The sequence below is a fragment of the Celerinatantimonas diazotrophica genome (genome assembly GCF_004339545.1).
Classification (GTDB): Bacteria; Pseudomonadota; Gammaproteobacteria; order Enterobacterales; family Celerinatantimonadaceae; genus Celerinatantimonas; species Celerinatantimonas diazotrophica.
Genome location: NZ_SMGD01000016.1, coordinates 66,987 through 87,558 on the forward strand (window position 1 = coordinate 66,987; position 20,572 = coordinate 87,558).

Sequence of the window (20,572 nt, forward strand, 5' to 3'; positions counted from 1 at the left end):
AGAAATTGATGTCCCTTACTTGTCTTCCTCAAAATTGATTTTACAGAGCATTTCTGGTCAAGCTGTATATGTATGCGAGGGAGCAACTTTGGTCATAGATAAAGACTGATAGTTTAAAAGGAGTTAGCGTATGAAGCGTTTTTTTGAAAGCCTCTCGATAGGTAATAAATTAGCCTCGGGGTTCGGTGTTGTCTTAGTTTTAACTGTTATTGTTGCCTTGACAGGCTATTACGGTTTGGAGCAGGTCAATCAGCAGGCTGCTCATATGAAATATCTTTCTAAGGTGAGAACAACATTGCTCCAACTTAACCTCTCTCGCCAGCAATACATTAATTCACACAATGAAGCTGATGCTGCTGTGTTTGGCAATAAACTTGATCATTATAAGCAGCTGTTTAGTCAATACCAAAAAGTTTTGGGTGCTAATAGTGGTTATGGAACGGGGCGAGCTCATCTGAAACAGTATGAAGATGCGTTTAATCAGCTGCAGAGCAAAATTAGACAGGCCAGTGCGATTACCCAAAAGTCATTTGAATCTGTTGAGACGATTGCTCATGATTTTCCACAACTGATGCAGACTTTGGAACAAAACAACGATAGCAAGAGTTTGTTACTAGCGGCCAAAGCAGAACATATTTTTGCGTTGTTAAATACCACATTACAGCTTGAAGCGGCACGAAATAAACCGTTGACCATGAGTGATGCCGAAGATAAAGCACGTCAACTGGATGGCATTCTAGATGAAATTAGTCGTTCAAATACAGACAGTGCAACGATTGTCTCTGAATTAAAAACGACACTGCAAACTTATATGCAGTTGATTCATGAGTACGGCCTACGAATGACAGAAGCGGTACAGGAGCAGCATGATTTTGCAGCTATTGCAGCTAAGATGAATGCCCATTTTGATAAAATCAGTGAAATTCAAAAGGTCGAACAACGCCATGTTACCGATCGCACTTTGCTGATGCTATTAATTGTGTCACTTGCAGCTATTTCTGTGGGGATTTTCTTTAGCTGGTTTATTCGTTATCTGACCATCGTTCCGCTCTCTGGCGTGATGAAGATGGCGACCAATTTAGCAAATGGTCAATTGGCTCATATTCACCATATTGAGCGCAAAGATGAATTAGGCCAACTGCATAATCTGTTTGCAAAATTGAGTAATGATATGCAGGAGGTGATCGGCGAGATCGTTGCCGGGGTTAGCCAACTGAGTAGTGCTGTTAATCAGTTATCTAATTCTATTGCGCAAAGTGCTGCGAAAATGAGTGCCCAGCATCAAGAAACAGACCAGGTTGCCACTGCGATTAATGAAATGGCAGCGACTGTGCACGAAGTTGCCAATAATGCTGAATCAACCGCCCACACAGCATTAGTCACCGATGGCCAAGTTTCGAAAGGGAGCGAGATGGTAACTGGGGCTGTCTCGCTGATTTCAGGTCTTGCGGACGACCTCAATCAAACGACGATTGTGATGAATGAACTCAAAAAAGATTCAGATAATGTGGGTAATATTTTAAGCGTCATTAAAGAGGTTGCGGATCAAACCAACTTGCTAGCGCTTAACGCTGCCATTGAAGCAGCACGAGCGGGTGAAGCCGGGAGAGGCTTTGCTGTGGTTGCAGATGAGGTACGTAATTTGGCCAGTCGCACTCAGCAGTCCGCAGAGGAGATCGAAACACTGATCACTCGACTACAAGAGCGCGCAGATGGTTCTTTGTCAATGATGGTTCAAAGCCGTGATAAATCAGCGGATAATGCCGATAAAGCGCAGGTTGTGCTTGAAGTCTTTAAGCAAATTAGTGAATCAATGGCGCAGTTACAGGATATGTCCCAGCAGATTGCAACAGCGGCAGAAGAGCAAAGTCAGGTTTCAGAAGATATTAATCAGCGGGTTATATCAGTGCGTGATCTTGCCGATGAAACGGCTGGTGCCTCGCAAGAAGCTGAGCAGGCGATTCAGGGGCTCAGTGAATTGAGTACGCATATGAAACAACTCACGGAACGCTTTAAAATTATCTGATTAGAATCAATTGAAGAGCCGCTTTAGCGGCTCTTTAAGTCTGTCAGCTACAGTTTTGAAAATGCGTAATCAGCGGCATCCAATGTAGCGTTTATTTCCCGTTGGCCATGTGCTGCGGACATGAAGGTTGCCTCAAATGGCGAAGGTGCAAGATAGATCCCTTGCTCCAGCATCAAATGAAAGAACTTATTAAATCGTTCTTTATCACTTTGACATGACTCGCTAAAACAAGTGACCTGCGGTAAATCAGTAAAGAAATAGCCCATCATCGCGCCCACTTGGTTGACGATTAGGTTCACATTTTGCCTTTGGGCGCGTTCACGAAGTCCCTGTGCAAGTTGTTCACTGGATTGTTGTAGGTGTAAGTGAACTTTTTCATCACTAATTAAGTTTAAAGAGGCGTGCCCAGCAGCCATTGCGACCGGGTTTCCTGATAATGTTCCGGCTTGATAAACCGGGCCTAGAGGAGCCAGATAATCCATGATCTCGCTGCGCCCACCGAATGCCCCCACTGGCATGCCTCCCCCGATGATTTTGCCAAGGGTGGTTAAGTCTGGGGTGACGTTATAATATTCCTGCGCCCCGCCGCGAGAAACGCGAAAACCAGTCATCACCTCATCAATAATTAATAAACTACCATATTGATCGCATAGCGCACGTAGAGCGGGTAAAAACCCAGGGTTGGGTAAAATACAGTTCATATTCCCCGCGACTGGCTCAACAATGATTGCTGCAATTTGATCAGGATTTTGCTCAAATAATGTTTTGACTGAGTCGAGATCGTTATAGGTCGCAGTTAAGGTATGGCGGGCGAAATCAGCAGGGACGCCCGGGGAGTCAGGCTCACCCAATGTGAGGGCTCCAGAGCCTGCTTTTACTAGCAGTGTATCCGCATGACCATGGTAGCAACCTTCAAATTTAATGAATTTGTCGCGACCCGTGTAGCCTCGTGCTAAGCGAATTGCGCTCATGGTGGCTTCTGTGCCGGAGTTGACCATTCGCACTTTTTCCATCGAAGGCATTAGGGCATGGATTTGTTCGGCGACGGTCGTTTCAATGGCGGTTGGAGCCCCAAAGCTTAGGCCGTGGTTCACTGCGTCAATCACGGCTTGACGGATCGCTGGGTGATTATGGCCCATAATCATTGGTCCCCAAGAACCGACATAATCGATGTAGGCTTTGCCATCAACATCATAAATATATGCGCCATCAGCGCGGTCAATAAAAAGTGGTGAACCGCCTACACTCTTAAATGCACGAACTGGCGAGTTTACCCCTCCAGGGATAGATTTCAGAGCTTGTTGAAATAGTTCATCTGAACGAGACATAAGCGAGATCCTTGCCCGTAAAATTAGTGAATCGAATAGCTGCACATCATAGCAAATTATCCATATACGCTAAACGCGCTCTTGCAAAATGACCCATTATATATACCCATTTGGATCATGATGGTAATACTTGAACTCTTTACTCAGGTATTGGATAATTTATCCATCTATCAAGTTTGAGGTAATAAACGTGTCTGATTCTATGCCTGTTCCGATTCAGTTTACTGATGCGGCAGCTGCGAAAGTCAAAGCGCTGATTTCAGAAGAAGAAAATCCAAATTTAAAATTGCGGGTCTATGTCACTGGCGGTGGATGCTCCGGTTTCTCCTATGGCTTTACCTTCGATGAAAAGATCAATGAAGGCGATACCAAGGTCGACAATGATGGTGTATCGATGGTTGTTGATTCGATGAGTTTGCAATTTCTAGTCGGTGGTACTGTCGATTATACCGAAGGGCTGGAAGGTTCTCGGTTTTTAGTGAATAACCCGAATGCTAAAACTACCTGTGGTTGTGGCTCTTCATTTTCTATCTAATGCTCTGCTTTAATTTCCTTCAACAGACATGCGCCGAATGATTCGGTGCTGTGCTGTTTTAGTGCAAGTGATTATCTTCGGGGCACGATAACCTGTCAACAATGCAAGCATCATGGCTGGCCACTGCATAGACATATCTTGAAATCACTCATTCTAAATTAGAATATTAAACTAATATGGATATATTATGGATTCATATTTTGATTATTCATCTGATTTTTTAAAATAATTAGTTTTTAAATCTTTTTTGTGGAATCTTTAAAATATTGGTATGAGATTTTCATGTATTATTGCGTGGATTTGATATCCACTGTTTCTTTTGGTGAACGCTCATGAAGTGTTTCGATAAGAAATGACATGGTTCTACTAAAGAAGTGTTCTCGCTTCTCCTTTTGCTCTCACCCCGTTGGGTTCAACGGGGTTTTTTTTATCTTAAACACGCATTTTTAATCGGTGAGAGAACGGCTCTGCATCAAAATTATGGTGTGTGCTTCTAGGGACTGTTGACCTTTGGTGGTTGAATTTTGTTCAAAATGCGTTTAAATGAACCCCAAGGGCAGTATCTGAGAGGAATTTATCCAGCGTTAAATTATCCAGCGTTAAACGTTCTTTGTGGCCAATAACTACACGGCACAACGTTTGCCTTGCCTAAATCCCTCTCAGATTTCTGCAAAACTAATCACAAAAGGTCAACAGTCCCTAGGTCATCAGACTTTCCAAATAACTGCTTGTGATTGCTTGGATTTATGTGGATTTATAATTCTCACCAATACTCGTTGGTAGCCAAGGAACTAAATCATCTGAATCATTCGTAACTTGATTGAAAAACCTTAATAAGTATGTGCATTATTGGAGTCTTCATTCATTTTAATGTAGATAGCATGGCAAACCCTTATCGCCGGATGTTGGCAACTCCTGGAGCTGTTGCTCTGATGATGACGAGCTTCTTTATCAAGCTTCCTCAAGCAATGGTTAGTATTGGTCTGATCACAATGCTCGTACAGCATCATCAACTTTACTGGTTAGCTGGTGGCGTGGCTGCTACTTATACCCTGGTTAACGCATTTTTAAGCCCACAAATTTCTAAATTAGTCGATCGTTTTGGACAAAGTCGAGTGTTGCCATTTGTCAGTTCTTTTAGTATGTCCATGCTCTTGGTGTTGTTGGCAGTGGTGCATTTTAATGCAGCATTACCGTGGTATTTTATTTTTGCTGCTTTGGCCGGGACAATGCCGAATATGTCAGCTATGGCACGCGCGCGTTGGACCGAATTATTTCGACATAGTCCCATGCTGCATACAGCTTTTTCATTAGATTCAGTTTTAACTGAAGCAGCCTATGTGATTGGACCGACATTATCCATCGGGCTCAGTACCAGTTTATTTGCCGAAGCGGGGCCGTTGCTGGCAGTGATTATTTTAATTTTTGGGTTAACCATTTTCTTGTGTCAGCGCAAAAGTGAACCACAGATCAATAAAGATATGCCTGTTCAGAAAGGTTCAGTGTTAGCGATTGCCAGTATTCGCGTCATTTTACTGTCATTTTTAGCGTTGGGAACTATTGGGGGAGCAATGGATGTGGTGGTCGTGGCATTTGCCAAAGCTCAGCATCTTCCTCAAGCCGCGAGTTTCATTTTGGCCGCTTATGCGCTGGGTTCAATGGTGGCGGGATTAGTGTTTGGTTTGATCAGGGTTAAAATTCCAATGGAAAATCAATTGTTGATCAGCGCTATTGCCACTGCGGTGACTATTCTGTTGCCAGCGATTTCACCAAATGTTGTGGTGATGACGGGGACGGCTTTTGTGGCTGGAATGTCTTTTGCCCCCACCGTAGTGATCGTGATGAATCTGTGTAGTTTAATTTTGCCCCCGGCAAAGCTTACAGAAGGGCTGACCTGGGTCTCAACAGGTATTGGCTGTGGGGTTGCTTTAGGGGGGACGATTTCTGGTCGAGTGATCGATACCTTTGGTGCTCGAGCTGGGTTTAGTGTGCCAGTTTTAGCCGGAATTGTGGTTCTGCTGGCGGCGTTTTGGGGGATGCGGATTTTGCGTCAAGATCGAGCTTCTGCAAAGGAGCTGGCAAGATCAATCAGTGTGTAATGTTTGATGTTAAAAGGAAATAAAAAGGAGATGTCATGATCTATCCATCTGCGTTGCGATGCGGTTCTAAAGTTGCTATTACGGCTTTTTCTTCAGGCGTCCCTTCTCATTTGCATCCGCGATTAGATATTGTCATTAATCATCTTCGAGCACAGGGGTTTGATGTTATCGAAGGCAAGTGTTTGCGGCAAAATCATCAACATGTCAGTGCTACAGCTCAAGAGCGAGCAACTGAGTTGATGGATTTTTTATGTGATGATTCGATTGATGCTGTTATTCCGCCATGGGGTGGTGAATTTGCTATGGATATTTTGCCGCTACTTGATTTTACACGGCTAAAACAGGTTCGAGCCAAATGGTTATTTGGCTTTTCTGATGTTAGCACGATTCTGATAGCACTGAGCAGTAAACTGGGCTGGGCGAGTGTTCATTGTGCCAATTTGATGAATTTACATCCTAATGAGCAAGAACCGCTCACTGCCAATACGATGCACTGGTTGAGCTTGCAGCCGGGAGCATCGTTTACTCAAAACTCTTCGGAGTTTTATCAAGTCGATGGCAGCGGCTTTGTGTCGGACCCTAACTTTGTCTTTAATCTGACTGAGCGCACCTGTTGGAAGTTATCTGGGAATCAAAAAACGACATTTAGCGGCCGTCTGATTGGCGGGTGTTTTGATACGATGATGCATCTTGTTGGAACTGAATTTTTTGATATCGACCAATGGTATCACCAGTATGCAAGTGACGGCTTGATTCTCTATTTGGAAAATGTCGAGATGGCTCCGAGTGTCTATAAACGGGCATTGCAAAGCCTCAAATATAAAAGGGTATTCGATAAATGCTCAGGGCTTTTGATCGGGCGAAGTGCCGTGTTAGATTCATGTGGCAAGGAAATTTCTACCGAGCAGGCATTACTTGCTGTGACTGATTCGCTCAATATTCCAGTGGTTTATGATGTCGATATTGGGCATTTGCCGCCGAACTTGACTCTATTTAATGGCGCTTATGCTGAAGTGAATGTCAGTACTGAGGGCGGCGAGCTCATTCAAACCCTTAATTAAGAGTATTCCATCCAGTTAGAGGGCTTACCATTCTTATTTAGTGGGATGAGACATAGTCATTTATCGCTTGAGCTGGTGGAATCGCGAAATGGGCTTTCATTCGCTTTACTTCTTCAGCCGGCGGCAGACCCAATAGGCGTTTAAATTCGCGATTAAACTGTGAGGGGCTCTCGTAACAAACCGCATAGTTGGCACTGACGGCGGTCATTGACTGCCGAGCCATTAGCATTCTGGCTTGATGTCAGCGAACTTTGTAAGTTGGTGTTGGCATGAAAGGGCTTCTCTTTAGGAGTCCTTTTGTGATCAACTTAAAATAAAATATAAAAATATTTAGATGACTTATTCTTCAATTTAAAAACTTAAACATAATTATATGTCAAAAATTGTTTATTCTGTTACATAAAAGTATATATATTGTTTAATAAAATAATATTTTTTGATTTTCATAGAGTTATTTTATTTATATTTTCTTAAATTAAACAATTGGTTATCTATATTAAATGGCTATAACAAGATTTTAAATACTAATTAAGATGCATTTTTATTTTATTCTTCTATAAAAATAATTGATTTTGGGTATCACGAATATCAATTTTAATAAAATTAATAACAGGTATAGATTAATTAGTCGTATATTTTAATACGAGAATAATCATGTCTATTGAAATAACCCCTGATGAATTGACACAGGTACTAACGAAACTCACTCCTAATTGGCGAGTTTATGCACCGAAAGCTGAATATCGAGGTGGGCGGTTTTCTGATACAGATAATATTGTTTATCAGCCCGTCAGCTCTTGGCAAGAGATTGTGTGGCAAGAAAAATCACACATGTCTCCTCGAACAGTGATTACGCCAATTACTGAAACTCTCTTTTATTTTGAAAAAAATACAATTCAAATTGCTGAGGTTGATACTCGCCCAATTCTAATTTTTGCGCGTGCTTGCGATATCAATGCGATGTCACGCTTAGATCAGATGTATTTATATAATGGCCCTGGCAGCGATTATAACTATCAGAAAATTCGTCAGAACATTCATTTTGTTCTAATGGAATGTCGAGAATCCTTTGAGAACTGCTTTTGTGTCTCCATGGGGACGAATCAAACGGATGATTATGCAGCGGCTATTCGCTTTAGTGAAACCGGGGCACAGGTTCATATTAAAAATGAAATTCTGACTCCTTTCTTTACGGGTATAGGCAAGCCCAGTGATTACCAGCCTTCATTTGTCACTCACAATCGCGAGCAGGTTACATTACCAGAGCAAGTGTGTGACGACCCTCAAAAAGTGCGCAACATATTAGCTGATCATCCGATTTGGGATGAATACTCTCGTCGTTGCATTAGTTGCGGGCGTTGCTCAACTGGATGTCCGACTTGTACCTGCTATAGCATCTTTGATGTGCCTTATGCGGAAAATTCTCAGCGTGGTGAACGGCGACGGCAATGGGCAAGTTGCATGATCCCAGGGTTTTCGGATATGGCTGGAGGGCACCATTTTCGTGATCAAGCTAGCCAACGGATGCGTTATCGTGCCTTACATAAAGTGAATGACTTTAAAGAACGTTTTGGTAATGAGCAGATGTGTGTTGGCTGTGGGCGCTGTGATGACCGCTGTCCACAATATATTAAATTTTCTCACATCATTAATAAAATGACTCAGGCCGTTCAACAGGCCATTGCCAAGGAGAACTTATCATGACTCAACAATGCCTGTGTCAGACGAACCAACCGGAGCTTATGAGTTCGCCTTATCCGATTATTGCTATCGAAAAACATACGCAATTGGAGTGGACTTTTCGTATCCAGACGGATCTCCCAGCGCAGCTTGGGCAGTTTGTCGAAGTCTCTTTGCCAATGATTGGGGAAGCACCAATTTCAGTTTCAGATTGTGGTGATGGTTGGATAGATTTGCTAATCCGCAATGTGGGTAAGGTCACTGGGGCGTTATTTGAAAAGCAAATTGGTGATGTTTTCTGGCTTCGTGGCAGCTATGGTCACGGCTATCCGCTTGAGCGTTTTATGCATCAAAATCTATTAGTTGTTGCCGGTGGCACTGGGGTTGCGCCAGTGAAAGGGCTACTTCGTTATTTTAGTGAAAACCCGAGCGAGATTAATCGGCTGGATATGATCCTCGGTTATAAAAACCGTCAAAGTGTGCTCTACAAAGATGAAATGTCACTTTGGGACAAAGTTCACCATCTGATTGTGACGCTGGATGAAGGTGAAGCAGATGAGCATTTTTCGCTTGGACGCGTAACCGACCACCTGCGCCATTTAAAGCTCGATGTCGCAACAACATCCGTGATTGTCGTGGGCCCACCGGTAATGATTAAGTTTGTCGTTCAGATGCTTGAGGACAAAGGGTTTCAGAAAGAGCAAATTTGGGTCGACTATGAGCGGCGGATGGCTTGTTCTACAGGTAAATGCGGACACTGCCGAATGGGGAGTGTGTATGTCTGCGTTGACGGTCCGGTATTTAATTATGCAACGGCGCAGAGCTTTATCGATTAAGGAGAAGGCGATGAGTATTGATGTTGATATTATTAAAGCACGAGCACAGAACGAATACCGGCTGTCTAAAGTTCGTGGTGAAGCCATGGTGAGTGTGCGTATTCCTGGCGGCATATTGCCTGCGCATTTGCTGTCGGTTGCGCAGCATATTGCCCAGACATATGGTAATGGGCAAATCCACTTAACCACACGGCAAAAACTCGCTATGCCGGGGATCCATTACGAAGATATGGATAAAGTAAACGCTGAGCTGGAACCCTTTTTACGCGAAATTGAGCTGGAACTTTGCCATGTCGATGTTGCCGATACCAAAGCCGGCTATCAAGCGATTGGTGGACGGAATATCGTCGCCTGTCAAGGCAACCAAATTTGTCAGAAAGGCAATACCGATACCACGGCAATGGCGAGAAGGCTGGAAAAGCTCATCTATCCAAGTCCATATCATCTTAAGATCGTATTAGCGGGATGCCCAAATGATTGCGCGAAAGCGTCAATGACCGACATTGGCATTGTTGGGGTCGCCAGAATGAAATTTAATGCTGAACGTTGTATTGGCTGTGGGGCTTGCGTGAAGAGTTGTGCCAGCCATGCGGTTGGCTGTTTGAGGCTTGAAAATGGTAAGGCGGTAAAAGATCAAAGCGCTTGTATTGGGTGTGGTGAATGCGTGTTGGCGTGTCCGACGCTTGCTTGGCAGCGTCAACCACAGCAGCTTTATCAAATTCGTCTCGGTGGCCGAACCAGTAAGAAGACCCCTCGCGTAGGTAAAATATTCCTCAATTGGGTGAGTGAAGAGGTGATAACGCAGCTCATTGCTAACATTTTTGCTTTTGAAAAAGAGATGTTAGGGGGAAAACCTATCTATCTGCATATGGGACATTTAATTGATGCGGGAGGCTATTTGCACTTTAAAGAGCGTGTTTTGCAAGGAATTACTTTAAATCCTGAAGCAATGGTAGCCCAGTATATGTATTGGTCTGAAGATGAGTATGCAGCCAATATCCACGTGAAACCAGCCCATTGATAGCGAGGCAAAAGTGAAAAAACAGCTATTATTTGCTCCTGGTGATGTGGCGTTGGTCGGAGCCGGTCCCGGTGATGCTGAACTCTTGACGTTCAAAGCACTGCGGTATATTAGTCAAGCAGACGTCATTTTTTATGACCGCTTAGTATCTGATGAGGTCTTGGCTCTGGTGCCTGATAGTATTGAGAAAATTTTTGTAGGTAAGCAGGTCGGTAATCACTGTATTTCTCAAGAAGCCATCATTTCGCTATTACTCGAACGTGCTCAAGTTAAACAGCGTGTGGTTCGCCTTAAAGGGGGCGATCCGTTTGTGTTTGGTCGTGGCGGTGAGGAGATGACAACATTACAAGAGCAGCAGGTAACTGTGCATGTTGTACCTGGAATTACCGCAGCACTTGGTTGCGCCGCTTCAGCGGGGATTGCTTTAACCCATCGTGATTTCGCTAAGCGAGTGACATTTATGACCGCGCATCCATGTGCCGAGGGCGAGCTGAATTGGCATGCGCTTAGCGAGCCAGATCAGACGCTAGTATTTTACATGGGGGTTCGCCAGGCTCCTACGATTCAACGGCAACTGTTAAGTGAAGGAATGAGTGAAACCATGCCCGTGGTATTTATTGAACGTGGTACGCATAGCGATGAGCGGGTGGTTAAGGGTTCCCTCAAGGAGCTGACCGATCTCGCTGAAACTGTGCACAGTCCCGCTTTATTAATTGTTGGACAAGTGGTGAATACGTCAGCCTAGTACTTTAATAAAATCAAGCCATTTGTATATGGATAGAGTGATTGGCCTGCAGATGTGGATATAAGTTTTAATACAATAGTAGAGGGCATGGATATGCCCAATTTTTATCTATCTTGAGTTTCTGCGACTTACCGCTAATCGCTAATTGGATGTCACGGGTTCATTATTGCTTATTAGCGACGTGACATATTCTCATTTTATGGCGTATCGTGCTTTGAGAGCCTTAGGGTGTTGAGTTGTTGGCACAACTGTTGAATCCCTTTGACTAATCGTGGTCCGAAACGACTGATCCAGTCAGGATTTAATAGAATCAGGTGATGCTTGGCGGGTGTGTTCCATTGTTGCCAGATTTTAGCCCCTTGTTTGTTGCGACTCGATAAAATAATTGCCTGCGGCTGAGATGATAAGACTTGTTCTAAATTGACTTGGGGATAAGCCGTTGTCGCATTGGCGAATATATTTGTACCACCACACAGTTGCAGAGCATCGTTCAACCAGCTTTTAGCCGAGATAGTGATCAATGGATGCTGCCAAATCTGATAAAAAACTCTGATTTTAGTTTTGTTTGCATAGTCCTTGGTAAAATGATCGAGCTGAGCCTGTTCTTGTTGAGCAAGAACTTCGGCTTGTTGTTCACGGCCAATGGCTCGGCCGATTTTCCGAGTAATTGCTGGAAGTTGTAAGATATGTTGTGGTGAGATATCCACAATAGGGATGTGAAACTGGCGCAAGATTGCTAATTGTTGAGATGGATTGCCAGCAGCCCAGCTTAAAATCACAGTGGGTTTTAAAGAGAGGATCTTTTCAATATCCAGGTGTTGATAATTACCGATAATGGGTTTGTGTTGTGCCTGTTTCGGGTAATCGCTGTGGGCGATTACGCCCACTAAATCTGAACCTGCGCCTAATGCATAAACAAATTCAGTTAAATTGGGTGCTAGGCTGATAATTCGCTCAGAACGTGCCTGGACAGGTTGAGCGCATGCGCTCAATAGAATCAATAAAACTGCTTTTATAAGCCGATGATGATGTAGCGACATAATAATATTGGGTAGATCACAAGGACGAGGTAGTAACCTGCAACGAGATAACAGCGAATGCAAAGATGTTTAAAATCACTAGTCAAAGTCACCTGATTTTTGGCTCCGAATAGAGCAAAGGAGCGGATCAGCCCCTGATAATAGCGTTGCCCCCCTAACTGGGCATTTAACCAGCTGGCGGTGATCCCAATCAGACGTCCACTGGGGGTTCTTGGCCAGCGAAAGCCTAATTGATACTGGTGCCAGTTTTTGCCCGGTGAGCCAATCAGGCACATCAGCCAAGCCAGTAAAAGGTCGGGTACGTAAGCAAGCAGGTGATGAATTTGATCGCTGCTTTTACCGAACTGCTGGTAATCAGCCAGTTTGCGGTTCCAAGTTTGGTGTAATAGTTCGATGATTCGGTATGTCAGTGCGCCATAAATGCCAAATAGTGCATACCAAAAAAGTGTGGCAAACCAACCATGGGCTAGACGAATAATGAGTGATTCACTGGCGGCTGCGGTAATTTGTGCTTGTGAAAGCTGGTGAGTATCGCGGAGCACCCAATGTGCTAGTTGCAGTCTGGCAAGAGGGAGCTGGCCTTTTTGCAGTTTCTCGCTTACCTGTTTGAGATCATGCATGAGAGGGCGCCAAGTGAGCAATAAAAACAAGCTTATCCCATCTAACAAAAGTGGCATATCGGCTAATACCGATAATCCCCAATAGGTGAGTAAAATAACGGCTAGCAATAGCCACATTGCCATTGAACCCGCAAGTTGCTGCTGTTTCGGGCCATTTTCAGCGCGATTGACCCGATTGGATAATGCGTTAGCAACGATCTGGAAATAATAAAGGGGATGCCACAGTCGCGGCAGACCGAGCAGCCATTCAGCAATGGCTGCCCCAATAGGTAATAAAAGAGCGATGACGCTTAGCCATTGCTCGTTCATTCGTTCAACTCGTCCAACAACACTTCAACCAATGCCGCTGAATTTTTAGCGGCAGTTTCTAAAAATTCATCAAATGACTGTGGTGATTCTTGTCCGGCAATATCCGATAATGCTCGGATCACCACAAATGGAACCTCGGCGAGATGACAAACTTGAGCAATCGCTGCACCTTCCATTTCAACAGCTTCCATCTCAGGGAAGTGATCTCGGGCTTGTTGAATGCGTTCGGGTTGACACATAAATGTATCACCACTGGTAATTAGCCCTTTGATAACTTGATGATCGCTCACCTTGCGTGCGGCGCGTTCAGCGGCACTAATCAGTGCTGCATCAGCTTGATAACGGGGAGGGTTAGCCGGAAGTTGACCGATTTCGTAACCAAAGGCGGTTACATCAACATCGTGATAGGCCAGTTCACTTGAAATGACTACATCACCGATCTGCAATTGAGGATTAAAACCGCCCGCAGAGCCGGTATTGATCACTGCACTTGGTTGATAGCGTTGTATCACAACACTGGTGGCAATGGCTGCGGCCACTTTACCTATTCCTGAGCGAGTGACGACGACGTCATGGCCATTGAGCCGACCTGAGTAAAATTCACAGCCAGCGAAAGTATAGGTCTCTAAATTTGTAAGTTGATTGCGCAGAGCGGTCACTTCTTGCTCCATCGCTCCAATGATGGCGGTTGTCATAAATATCTCTTGAGAAAGGGAAATGATTGTTTGGAATTTTAGCAGGGAGTTGCTTGCTCTTCCATGCTTGGTATTTTACCTATGTCCAAAACGACGAAAGCCCGCTTAAAAAGCGGGCTTTCTGAATTTGGCTCCTCCTGCTGGGCTCGAACCAGCGACCTGCGGATTAACAGTCCGTCGCTCTACCAACTGAGCTAAGGAGGAATTTTGGTGCCCAGAGGCGGAATCGAACCACCGACACGAGGATTTTCAATCCTCTGCTCTACCGACTGAGCTATCTGGGCGACGGGTCGCTATTAAACGTTTTTTGCAGATTGAAGTCAACCCTATTTTTAACGATTTTGTTCGTTTGGCTATGTTTCAACCAGTTTCGTCTCTGCTTATCATTTTTAAAGACTCAGAACGGCAAAAATCACGATTGTGTGAATGGGGAGACTACTCATTTGTTAGGTAGTGTAATAACATAACGGTTTATGAATCGAACTGCGGTAAGCTTATGCAACAGCCATTAGCCTATTTAGTGCAAAGTGCCGAGCGTTATTGTGAACAGAATCGGCAACGTTTAACGCCAAATCGGCGTGATGTATTGGCTATTTTAGTTGATAGTCATATGCCTATGAGTGCTTATGATATTCTCGATGCAATGCGCTCGAAACAACCCTCAGTTAAACCACCAACGATTTATCGTGCACTCAAATTTTTACAAGATGCTAAGTTGGTTCATTCGATCGAATCAACCAATCAGTTTCTGGTGTGTTCCCATCTTGAGCATCCCCATCAGCCTCAATTGTTGGTCTGTCAGGTTTGTGGGAGAGTTGAGGAGATCCCTTTAAGTGAGCATATGCAGGCTCATCTCAATGAGAGTGCTAAAGAACATGGATTTCATTTGATTCATCACGCCATTGAATTACATGGAATTTGTCAGAATTGTCAGTAGTCCCTACTATCATCTCATCATGAGTTATTGTAGATTAATAGCGAAATTTTGCAGTTGGTTTGAGTGGGTGTGAAGACCAGCCACGAGTGGTGCGGCTACGATCATTGAGAGACAGGGCTGTACGGATGATTTCTGAATGTGTGGTGCTACAGACGAACAGTTTTGACTGATATAGAGGACTGACGTCGTTCATTTCAGTATAAATTAATATATTGAACAATCCTTATATTCAACTTGATACACTCAATGTTCAAACAAGCCAACACTCTGATAGAAGGTCTTATTTAAGAAAGAAGTTATATGCCTTTAAAGAAGTTTAAACAAATATTATCTCGTTGGCGTCAGTTACCGAAACGACATCAGCGAATATTATTATCATTAATTGTTATCGTTATCGCTGTTATCTGTTGGTCTCCGTCTTCTAATCTCTCTGGCGAAGTGGCGTTGCCCCATGGTCAACAGGCTGGTAATTCTAGTGATGATTTTGTTTCAGACAGTCCAGAAATAAAACCCGTTAGTGATGTTCAGATTCCCGATAATGAATACACGATTGTCGCTGGTGATACATTGAGCGGCATTTTTCAAAAGCTGGGGCTGAGTCAAACGCAGATGCGCAATATTTTAGAAAGTGACCAGACTCAGGCATTAGATACTCTAAACCCCGGCGATAAACTGCGTTTCTGGCGCAATAAAGATAAGCTCACTCGTTTCCAAGTGTATTTTAATCCTGGCTATTACGTTGATTTTAATTTACTTGAAGATGGCAGTTACGACTCGAAGGTTGTTCGCTTAGAAGGGGTTTGGAAACAGCACGTTGTCAGCGGTGAGATTCATGGCAGCCTTTATTTGTCAGCGCGCAAGTTAGGGCTAACGCCCGCACAGATTGAGCAAATTGGCCAAATGTTTAAAGACAAAATTAACTTCAGTCGGGAACTACGCTCAGGTGACCCATTTAAAGTTGTGATTGAAGATCAATTTGTTAAAGGTCAGCCGACGGGGGAGAGTAATCTGTTGGCGGTGCAAATTATTAATCAAGGACGTCATTTTAATGCGTTTTTGTTTGATAACGGCAAATATTTTGATGAAAAAGGTCAGAGCCTCACGCGTGCTTTCTTGCGTTATCCAACGCGTCGCCATTATCGCATTAGTTCGCCATTTAATTTGCATCGTCGTCATCCGGTCACGGGACGCATTATGCCGCATTATGGAACTGACTTTGCCTGCCCGGTTGGCACAAAAATATTGGCAACTGGAGATGGTATTGTGACGCGGGTTATTCATCACCCATACGCGGGGCTATATATTGTGATTCGACACGGGAGCACCTATATGACCCGTTATTTGCACCTGAGTAAGTCGTATGTGCATCGTGGTGAGCCGGTCAAACGTGGGCAGGTCATTGCCTTATCAGGTGCTTCTGGGCGGGTGACGGGGCCTCATCTGCATTATGAGTTCCGAATTAATAACCGACCTGTTAATCCGATGAGCACTAAGATCCCGATGGCGGCTGCGGTTTCACGCAAAGATATGCCAAAATTTAAGCAAGAAGTTCATAAGCTATTGACAGTTATGGACAAAAGTCCCTAGATATGACTTTCTAAAGCCTGCCATTGCAGGCTTTTTTTTGTTTTACTGTTGGGGGGTATCGCTCATCACATTGTTCAGTAGATCTTGTAAACTGGCTAAAACTTGCTTGTGCCGCAGTTGGCCTAAGTATTTACCTTTGGCATCGATCACCGCTAAGTCACGTTGTTTCGCCGGACCTTCAGCAATGACTTCACTAAAAGGTCGATCGTCAGTGATGGTTGGCAGTAGGTCTAAAAATTCGTTCAGTGTTGCGCTTTTTTGCTGTAATGCCCGATTGACCTGATAAAGTGATAATCCTCCCATGAGTTTCTTCCCATTTAGCAGATAGGCATAACTGCTACGCGCCTGTTGCATTGCTTTTAATGCGCTGTCAGGCATGGTGTGAATATCTAGGGTTAGAGCGGGCCATTTGGCCAGATGACCAGCCGTGAGAGCCTGCAGCGGATTGATGTTCGCAACCAATGTGTGCAGTGCGGGTAAATTATCTTCTACGAGTAATTTAGCGGGTGTGCCATGAGAGGTGCAGTTGCCATTTTCAAATAACAGTAAGTAATCAACTTGATGGCATAATGTTGCAAGATTGGTCGTATGGATCATGACAATACTTTGTCGGGTTTGACAAAGTTGGTGTAAACGGGTGTTCCATTTTTCTTGCAATGATTTGGGCAGTTCGTTTAACAGCGATTCAATAAGTAACAGCTCTGGTTGACATAAAAAAGCACGCCACAGTAGCAGTTGGATATGTTGTACATGAGAAAGTTCTTGAGGTTGTTTATCTAGGGATGCGAGTAACTGGTCTTCTTCAAGAGCTTGGTGAATTCGCTCTTGGGCTTGACGTACTGAGTAACCTCGTACTTGCAAGATAAACAATAGATTATCGTTAACGCTTAGCCATTCAAGCAATGGTAGTCGCCAGGAGATGAGCATGACTCCTTTATGACGCCACTGTTCTAGGGCTTTGGCTTGCTGGGGGATCGGCTCGCCGTTGTAGCGGACTTTACCTTGCAACGGACTTTTTTCACCGAATAAGACCTTGAGCATCTCTTCGCTCCCCGAGCCAATATCGCCGTAGCAGGCAACGAGTTGTCCCCCGCCAATAGTCAGGTCGACGAGATTCTTGAACTTCTCTGCTAATGCGAAATTAGATATCTGAATTTGGCTCATAAGACCTCTTTATGAGCATGATCGATGCTCCATAATAGCAATTGTAACAGTAGCAAAGTCAGAATGGTCTGGCCGACCATTGCATGCTGTCCTTGGGATAAGCCTTGATAGAAATGTTGCCCCAATCCAGGTAAACCAATCATTCCAGCAAAAGCACAATAAAGCAGGCTTTGCTGCAATGTCCTGGCGCGCCAATTTTGCAGGCGCGGCGTTAGCCAACGTTTGGCCACCCATTGCATGCGCTGAGCCTTATTTGCCCCGAGCATCTGAGCTTGTTCGAGAGGTTTAGAGGGTAATTGTGCAAATAGTCGTAATCTCTGGCAAATAAAGGTTGGAATGAGTGCTATCAGTGCACTTGCAACACCGACTAACCAGCTGGGATGGAAAATAACGATTGAGCACAATCCAACGTAGAGTGGCCAGAAAAATTGACAGCGGTTGGCTATTTTTAAACAAGTCGTACTTAACATTAAGTAGTGGGTGGCTGTGCGACACAAGGCAAAACTAATGAGCCAAATCAGAAGCCACCAACCGAGCTGTTCAATAAATAGTTCCCAAATATTCAAGCTGTAGGCGACCATCGGGATCACTACCGCCGCAACAGCCGACCACCAGCGTCTGCGAATTAAACTGATTCCCAGCGCGACCGCAATAACCGCTCCAAAAGGTATGAGCATAAGCAGATGATTAAACCATTGCACAAATTGCCCGGCGGCATTGATTGATAGCCAAGGGGCTGTGGTTAGTTTTTCCCATAGTGACCATGGCACCATGCTAGCTAATCTCCTTTTATCACTCGTTTAGTGATACGAGTTTGAATTCGTGATCGCTCCAATGAAAAAAGCGCTCTAAATCATTTTTATCGATCACCCAAGTTTGCCGATTGTCACCTGGGTGACACTGTAGGGCTTTTGCATCTTGCCACAGGTTTTGTTCAATCCATAACTCAACTTTCTGATCTTTATCAAAGATTACCCCTAATGGCGAGACGCTGCCCGGCGTTAAATTAAGATATTTGTGCAATCGTCGCGCTGAAGCGAAGCCAAGTCTTTTAGTCAGGTTGTTTTTAGCAAGCTGTTTGAGATCAACATGGATATGCCCCGGGACAACCAGTAAAAAATGGCGCTTTCCTGGATTATCTTGTAAAAAAAGCGTCTTTATACGAGTCCCTTCACGTACTAACGAAAGCTCATCAGCTTGATGACAATTTGCTAAAGGCGGATGTTGATAGCATTGATACGAGATGTTCAATGTGGCGAGAGCACCCGCAATGCATTGTCTTTTTTCTAAAAAAGGATCGTATTGATTCATCCATTAAGAATAACACGGTACGTTAATGCTGCAGTATAATTTTGTATCTAAAGACAGGGACTTATCAGTTATTATCGATAAATATTGGTGGGGCAATGAAGATCTTGCAGGCAGAAAAAAGCCCTGCTTACAGGGCTTTATCATTATATGGAGCCGGTTTTTAGACTTCGAGATAATCTAAAATTCCTGTCGCTGCTTTGCGACCCTCAGCGATAGCCGTTACCACTAAATCAGAACCTCTGACCGCATCACCACCTGCAAATATTTTGCTGTTACTAGTCTGATAGGCAAAACTACCTTGTTCAGGAGCTAAAATGCGGCCGCTGTCATCGGTCTGAACACCACCTTCGGTTAACCATGATTTTGGATCAGGTTTAAAACCGAATGCCATCACGACAGCATCACACTCAAGTGCATAGTTGCTACCTTCAATCGGTTGCGGACGGCGGCGACCATGGCTATCGGGTTCACCTAACGCAGTTTTAACAACTTCAATTGAGCAGACTTGATCGTGCTTGGTATTGATGGCCAGAGGTTGCAGATTCCAGAGAAATTCAACTCCTTCTTCTTTGGCATTTTTTACTTCTCGGCGAGAGCCCGGCATATTGGCTTCATCGCGTCGGTAGGCACAATAGACTTTACGAGCACCTTGTCGAATCGCGGTGCGAACACAGTCCATTGCCGTATCACCACCCCCTAAGACGACCACTGTTTTGTTGGCAAAATCGGTGTACGGATATTGCTCATTATCAAAACCAAGTAGATGGTTGGTGTTAGCAATCAAAAATGGCAATGCGTCGTAAACCCCTTTCGCATCTTCATTGAGTAACCCCCCTCTAATATACTGATATGTTCCGACACCAATAAAGACAGCATCGTATTGTTCGGTCAGTTCTTCAAACTGAATATCTTTACCAATTTCAGTACTAAGGCGGAACTCAATTCCCATTCCTTCGAAAATTTCTCGGCGTTGTTGCATTACTGATTTATCGAGCTTAAAGGCCGGAATTCCAAAGGTCAGCAACCCCCCGATTTGAGGATGACGGTCATAAACAACCGCTTTAACGCCATTTCGAGCTAAAATATCAGCACAAGCAAGGCCAGCTGGACCTGCTCCGATAACGGCAACCCTTTTATCGGTCGGTTCGACATCGGATAGATCAGGCTTCCAGCCCATCGCAAACGCTTTATCGGTAATGTACTTCTCGACGTTACCAATAGTCACTGCCCCGAAACCGTCATTCAGTGTACACGAGCCTTCACACAGGCGGTCTTGCGGACAAACCCGGCCGCAGACTTCGGGTAAACTGTTGGTTTCATGGCACAGTTCAACTGCTTCTAAAATTCGCCCCTCATTGGCTAATTTCAACCAGTTCGGAATATAGTTATGAACGGGACATTTCCATTCACAATAAGGATTACCACATGACAGACATCGGTCAGCCTGTTGCTGGGCCTGATTGTCATTAAATGGCTCATAAATTTCAATAAACTGCTGACGGCGCACCGGAATTGGCTTTTTCGGTGGATCAATACGCTCAACATCAACAAATTGAAACACATTTTTACTCATTTGAT

Annotated in this window: 18 protein-coding genes, 2 tRNA genes and 1 pseudogene; 10 read left to right on the top strand and 11 right to left on the bottom strand. The window is 44.2% G+C overall.

What is annotated here, in order from left to right:
* Nucleotides 1-130: 130 nt before the first annotated feature.
* Complete coding sequence (locus EV690_RS15010; RefSeq protein WP_131913829.1) at nucleotides 131-2,026, top strand: HAMP domain-containing methyl-accepting chemotaxis protein; 1,896 nt, start codon at nucleotides 131-133, stop codon at nucleotides 2,024-2,026.
* A gap of 47 nt (nucleotides 2,027-2,073) precedes the next feature.
* Here EV690_RS15010 and hemL read toward each other — a convergent pair whose 3' ends face one another.
* Nucleotides 2,074-3,354, bottom strand: coding sequence for a glutamate-1-semialdehyde 2,1-aminomutase (gene hemL / locus EV690_RS15015; protein ID WP_131913830.1), 1,281 nt, complete (start codon nucleotides 3,352-3,354; stop codon nucleotides 2,074-2,076).
* Nucleotides 3,355-3,556: 202 nt separating this feature from the next.
* Between hemL and erpA the strand changes: the two genes are divergently transcribed.
* From erpA to EV690_RS15030, 3 genes are all read left to right on the top strand, one after another.
* Nucleotides 3,557-3,889, top strand: coding sequence for an iron-sulfur cluster insertion protein ErpA (gene erpA / locus EV690_RS15020; RefSeq protein WP_131913956.1), 333 nt, complete (start codon nucleotides 3,557-3,559; stop codon nucleotides 3,887-3,889).
* 881 nt (nucleotides 3,890-4,770) lie between these two features.
* Nucleotides 4,771-5,988 carry an MFS transporter gene (locus tag EV690_RS15025; RefSeq protein WP_131913831.1) on the top strand — a complete coding sequence of 406 codons (1,218 nt, stop codon included), beginning with the start codon at nucleotides 4,771-4,773 and terminating at the stop codon, nucleotides 5,986-5,988.
* Between the two features lie 35 nt (nucleotides 5,989-6,023).
* Nucleotides 6,024-7,049 (top strand): S66 family peptidase, encoded by a 1,026-nt coding sequence (locus EV690_RS15030; RefSeq protein WP_131913832.1) that lies wholly within the window; start codon nucleotides 6,024-6,026, stop codon nucleotides 7,047-7,049.
* Between the two features lie 37 nt (nucleotides 7,050-7,086).
* Here EV690_RS15030 and EV690_RS15035 read toward each other — a convergent pair.
* Nucleotides 7,087-7,290 (bottom strand): annotated as a pseudogene (locus EV690_RS15035) (AraC family transcriptional regulator); the annotation flags it as partial.
* Between the two features lie 413 nt (nucleotides 7,291-7,703).
* Here EV690_RS15035 and asrA point away from each other — a divergent pair.
* Genes asrA through cobA form a run of 4 tightly spaced genes read left to right on the top strand, consistent with a single transcriptional unit; the run spans nucleotide 7,704 to nucleotide 11,331 of the window.
* A complete protein-coding gene (gene asrA, locus EV690_RS15040; protein WP_131913833.1) occupies nucleotides 7,704-8,753 on the top strand; it encodes an anaerobic sulfite reductase subunit AsrA in 1,050 nt (349 codons plus the stop codon).
* Nucleotides 8,750-9,565, top strand: coding sequence for an anaerobic sulfite reductase subunit AsrB (gene asrB / locus EV690_RS15045; RefSeq protein ID WP_224054987.1), 816 nt, complete (start codon nucleotides 8,750-8,752; stop codon nucleotides 9,563-9,565). Before asrA ends, asrB begins: the two co-directional genes overlap by 4 nt.
* Before the next feature lie 10 nt (nucleotides 9,566-9,575).
* Nucleotides 9,576-10,586 (top strand): sulfite reductase subunit C, encoded by a 1,011-nt coding sequence (gene asrC, locus EV690_RS15050; RefSeq protein ID WP_131913834.1) that lies wholly within the window; start codon nucleotides 9,576-9,578, stop codon nucleotides 10,584-10,586.
* Nucleotides 10,587-10,599: 13 nt separating this feature from the next.
* Entirely contained in the window at nucleotides 10,600-11,331 is a 732-nt protein-coding gene (cobA, locus tag EV690_RS15055; protein ID WP_165872772.1) for a uroporphyrinogen-III C-methyltransferase, read from the top strand.
* A 197-nt stretch (nucleotides 11,332-11,528) separates the two neighbouring features.
* Here cobA and EV690_RS15060 read toward each other — a convergent pair whose 3' ends face one another.
* From EV690_RS15060 to EV690_RS15080, 5 genes are all read right to left on the bottom strand, one after another.
* Nucleotides 11,529-12,323 (bottom strand): cobalamin-binding protein, encoded by a 795-nt coding sequence (locus EV690_RS15060; RefSeq protein WP_165872773.1) that lies wholly within the window; start codon nucleotides 12,321-12,323, stop codon nucleotides 11,529-11,531.
* Nucleotides 12,324-12,343: 20 nt separating this feature from the next.
* Nucleotides 12,344-13,300 carry a cobalamin biosynthesis protein CobD/CbiB gene (locus EV690_RS15065; protein WP_131913837.1) on the bottom strand — a complete coding sequence of 319 codons (957 nt, stop codon included), beginning with the start codon at nucleotides 13,298-13,300 and terminating at the stop codon, nucleotides 12,344-12,346.
* Nucleotides 13,297-13,995, bottom strand: coding sequence for a 5'-methylthioadenosine/S-adenosylhomocysteine nucleosidase (gene mtnN / locus EV690_RS15070; RefSeq protein ID WP_131913838.1), 699 nt, complete (start codon nucleotides 13,993-13,995; stop codon nucleotides 13,297-13,299). Before mtnN ends, EV690_RS15065 begins: the two co-directional genes overlap by 4 nt.
* 128 nt (nucleotides 13,996-14,123) lie before the next feature.
* Nucleotides 14,124-14,199, bottom strand: a tRNA-Asn gene (locus EV690_RS15075).
* A gap of 4 nt (nucleotides 14,200-14,203) precedes the next feature.
* Nucleotides 14,204-14,279, bottom strand: a tRNA-Phe gene (locus tag EV690_RS15080).
* Nucleotides 14,280-14,491: 212 nt separating this feature from the next.
* On the opposite strand from EV690_RS15080, the gene EV690_RS15085 reads away from it, so the two are divergent.
* Together EV690_RS15085 and EV690_RS15090 are read left to right on the top strand one after the other, a co-directional pair.
* Entirely contained in the window at nucleotides 14,492-14,932 is a 441-nt protein-coding gene (locus EV690_RS15085; RefSeq protein WP_131913839.1) for a Fur family transcriptional regulator, read from the top strand.
* A 300-nt stretch (nucleotides 14,933-15,232) separates the two neighbouring features.
* The gene (locus EV690_RS15090; protein WP_131913840.1) at nucleotides 15,233-16,519 is read left to right on the top strand and encodes a peptidoglycan DD-metalloendopeptidase family protein; all 1,287 of its coding nucleotides are present in this window, start codon (nucleotides 15,233-15,235) and stop codon (nucleotides 16,517-16,519) included.
* Nucleotides 16,520-16,561: 42 nt separating this feature from the next.
* Here the strand turns inward: EV690_RS15090 and EV690_RS15095 are convergent, their stop codons facing one another.
* The 4 genes from EV690_RS15095 to EV690_RS15110 form a co-directional block, all read right to left on the bottom strand.
* Nucleotides 16,562-17,683, bottom strand: a complete 1,122-nt coding sequence (locus tag EV690_RS15095; protein ID WP_131913841.1) for an ATP-binding cassette domain-containing protein — start codon at nucleotides 17,681-17,683, stop codon at nucleotides 16,562-16,564.
* Entirely contained in the window at nucleotides 17,680-18,456 is a 777-nt protein-coding gene (locus EV690_RS15100) for a hypothetical protein (RefSeq protein WP_131913842.1), read from the bottom strand. Before EV690_RS15100 ends, EV690_RS15095 begins: the two co-directional genes overlap by 4 nt.
* A gap of 19 nt (nucleotides 18,457-18,475) precedes the next feature.
* On the bottom strand, nucleotides 18,476-18,994 hold the full coding sequence (locus tag EV690_RS15105; RefSeq protein WP_131913843.1) for a YbaK/EbsC family protein: 519 nt from the start codon (nucleotides 18,992-18,994) through the stop codon (nucleotides 18,476-18,478).
* A gap of 160 nt (nucleotides 18,995-19,154) precedes the next feature.
* Entirely contained in the window at nucleotides 19,155-20,567 is a 1,413-nt protein-coding gene (locus tag EV690_RS15110) for an FAD-dependent oxidoreductase (RefSeq protein ID WP_131913844.1), read from the bottom strand.
* Nucleotides 20,568-20,572: the final 5 nt, after the last annotated feature.

Bases quoted from the DNA above. Each gene is read 5' to 3' on its own strand.
- EV690_RS15010 (WP_131913829.1), top strand. From the start codon at position 131: ATGAAGCGTTTTTTTGAAAGCCTCTCGATAGGTAATAAATTAGCCTCG.
- hemL (WP_131913830.1), bottom strand. From the start codon at position 3,354: ATGTCTCGTTCAGATGAACTATTTCAACAAGCTCTGAAATCTATCCCT.
- erpA (WP_131913956.1), top strand. From the start codon at position 3,557: ATGCCTGTTCCGATTCAGTTTACTGATGCGGCAGCTGCGAAAGTCAAA.
- EV690_RS15025 (WP_131913831.1), top strand. From the start codon at position 4,771: ATGGCAAACCCTTATCGCCGGATGTTGGCAACTCCTGGAGCTGTTGCT.
- EV690_RS15030 (WP_131913832.1), top strand. From the start codon at position 6,024: ATGATCTATCCATCTGCGTTGCGATGCGGTTCTAAAGTTGCTATTACG.
- asrA (WP_131913833.1), top strand. From the start codon at position 7,704: ATGTCTATTGAAATAACCCCTGATGAATTGACACAGGTACTAACGAAA.
- asrB (WP_224054987.1), top strand. From the start codon at position 8,750: ATGACTCAACAATGCCTGTGTCAGACGAACCAACCGGAGCTTATGAGT.
- asrC (WP_131913834.1), top strand. From the start codon at position 9,576: ATGAGTATTGATGTTGATATTATTAAAGCACGAGCACAGAACGAATAC.
- EV690_RS15065 (WP_131913837.1), bottom strand. From the start codon at position 13,300: ATGAACGAGCAATGGCTAAGCGTCATCGCTCTTTTATTACCTATTGGG.
- mtnN (WP_131913838.1), bottom strand. From the start codon at position 13,995: ATGACAACCGCCATCATTGGAGCGATGGAGCAAGAAGTGACCGCTCTG.
- EV690_RS15085 (WP_131913839.1), top strand. From the start codon at position 14,492: ATGCAACAGCCATTAGCCTATTTAGTGCAAAGTGCCGAGCGTTATTGT.
- EV690_RS15090 (WP_131913840.1), top strand. From the start codon at position 15,233: ATGCCTTTAAAGAAGTTTAAACAAATATTATCTCGTTGGCGTCAGTTA.
- EV690_RS15095 (WP_131913841.1), bottom strand. From the start codon at position 17,683: ATGAGCCAAATTCAGATATCTAATTTCGCATTAGCAGAGAAGTTCAAG.
- EV690_RS15100 (WP_131913842.1), bottom strand. From the start codon at position 18,456: ATGGTGCCATGGTCACTATGGGAAAAACTAACCACAGCCCCTTGGCTA.
- EV690_RS15105 (WP_131913843.1), bottom strand. From the start codon at position 18,994: ATGAATCAATACGATCCTTTTTTAGAAAAAAGACAATGCATTGCGGGT.
- EV690_RS15110 (WP_131913844.1), bottom strand. From the start codon at position 20,567: ATGAGTAAAAATGTGTTTCAATTTGTTGATGTTGAGCGTATTGATCCA.